This is a genomic window from Streptomyces sp. NPDC004752, assembly GCF_053601275.1.
Genome location: NZ_JBSGBN010000298.1, coordinates 1 through 1,671 on the forward strand (window position 1 = coordinate 1; position 1,671 = coordinate 1,671).

The following is a 1,671-nucleotide window of genomic DNA, read 5'->3' on the forward strand; positions in this document are numbered from 1 at the left end:
AGAAGCTGTTGTCTTTCCGATCTTGAGAGATGCGCGTCGAACGGGAGTCCCGATCGGGTGGTCGCGGGGCGCTGGGCGCATACGAACAGGGCCTCCTGAACAGCTCGTTGGTGTCGAATCACCGAGCAACAGCAGGAGGCCCTGGTGCAGCAGTCTTGCGTGCCGATGGCCGGGCAGTCCAGCGCGGTCACCTGGGAGTGTGACTGCCTGGCTCACCGGTTCGGAAACGCCGCCGACAACGGGACGCGGCAGCCTCGCTACCCGACGGACATGACGGACGCGGAGTGGGCCCGGGTCCTGCCGCTGCTGCCGGTGCCGGGCTGGATGCGCGGCCGGGGCGGCCGGCCGGAGGCGTACTGCCACCGTGCCATGCTCGATGCGATCCGGTATCTCGTGGACAACGGGATCAAGTGGCGGGCGATGCCCGCCGACTTCCCGCCGTGGGACCGCATTTACGCATTCTTCCGCCGCTGGCGCGACAACTCCCTGGTCAAGGAGTTCCACGACCGGTTGCGCGGACAGGTCCGCGAGGAGCTGGGGCGCGACGCGCAGCCGACGGCCGCGGTGATCGACTCGCAGTCCGTCAAGGCGGACGCCGTCGTCGGAAGGGACAGCCGCGGCTTCGACGGCGGCAAGCTGGTCAACGGCCGCAAGCGGCACGTCGTGGTCGACACCCTCGGCCTGCTTCTGGGCGTGATGGTCACCGCCGCGGACACCGGCGACCGCGCCGCCGCCCAGGTGCTGCTCGGACAGGTCGCCGACGTGCACCACCGGCTGGAACTGGTCTGGGCCGACGGCGGCTACACCGGCAGCCTCGTCGAGTACTGCCTGGCCACGTTCGCGCTGGTCCTGGCGATCGTGAAACGCAGCGACGACCTGCGCGGCTTCGTGGTGCTGCCCAAGCGGTGGATCGTCGAGCGCCTCTTCGCCCATCTGATGCGAAGCCGCCGCCTGGTGCGCGACTTCGAGCGGCGGACCACCAGCGCGGAGGCGATGGTCTACTGGTCGATGACCTTGCTCATGACCCGTCGCCTGGCCCGCTCACGCCTGCCGCGAGAGTGAACCGGCCCGGCTGCCGCTCGGCCAGCCAGCCGCGGGCCACCAGGCGTTTCGCTTTCGACCGCAGCGCCTCCACCCGCGCCGGCACCACATCCATACCGAACACGGAAACCATCTCCTGACAGGTCAACGGCCCTTGATGGAGCCGGGCCCGGTCCGCGAGCGCCATCAGAATTCGCTGGTAGTCCACCGACAGCACCGACCAGGCCAGCCCCTGGCGCCACATCGGCACCTGCGACTTCGGCTTCGCCGCGTCCCGGAGTGCCGACTGCACCTGCGCATCCCGCGGATCCGCGGTGACCTCCGCCTCGGCGGTGGCACCGTCGTCCGGAGCCAGTACCGAATCGACCCGCCTGCGAGCGATCGTCCACTCCTGCCATTCCAGCTCGGCCGCAGCAAGCTCGGCCTGGATGCGGTCGGCCTCCTCCCGCAGCCCGTCGACTCGACGCCGAGCGGCGAGCTCGTGCTGTTCCAGCAGTCCAACAACCGACGGCATCCGCGACCTCCCGGGAAACGACGACCCGACACGCCACCACTCCCACGGAACCGCCATTCCTATCCCCGACCAGCGGAAACGTGTCGATCACGTCCGGAAAGACAACACCTTCTAAG

At 69.2% G+C, this 1,671-nt stretch carries 2 protein-coding genes; one reads left to right on the forward strand and one right to left on the reverse strand.

Annotated elements, in window-relative coordinates:
- Window positions 1-144: 144 nt before the first annotated feature.
- Window positions 145-1,062: an IS5 family transposase gene (locus tag ACWEKM_RS46490; RefSeq protein ID WP_451627360.1), complete on the forward strand. Its 918-nt coding sequence runs from the start codon at window positions 145-147 to the stop codon at window positions 1,060-1,062.
- Here the strand turns inward: ACWEKM_RS46490 and ACWEKM_RS46495 are convergent.
- A complete protein-coding gene (locus ACWEKM_RS46495; RefSeq protein ID WP_451627361.1) occupies window positions 1,019-1,555 on the reverse strand; it encodes a hypothetical protein in 537 nt (178 codons plus the stop codon). The two genes, ACWEKM_RS46490 and ACWEKM_RS46495, sit on opposite strands and share 44 nt — an antisense overlap.
- Between the last annotated feature and the right edge of the window lie 116 nt (window positions 1,556-1,671).

Excerpts from the sequence above, each read along its gene's own strand:
- ACWEKM_RS46495 (WP_451627361.1), bottom strand. The coding sequence starts at position 1,555 with ATGCCGTCGGTTGTTGGACTGCTGGAACAGCACGAGCTCGCCGCTCGG.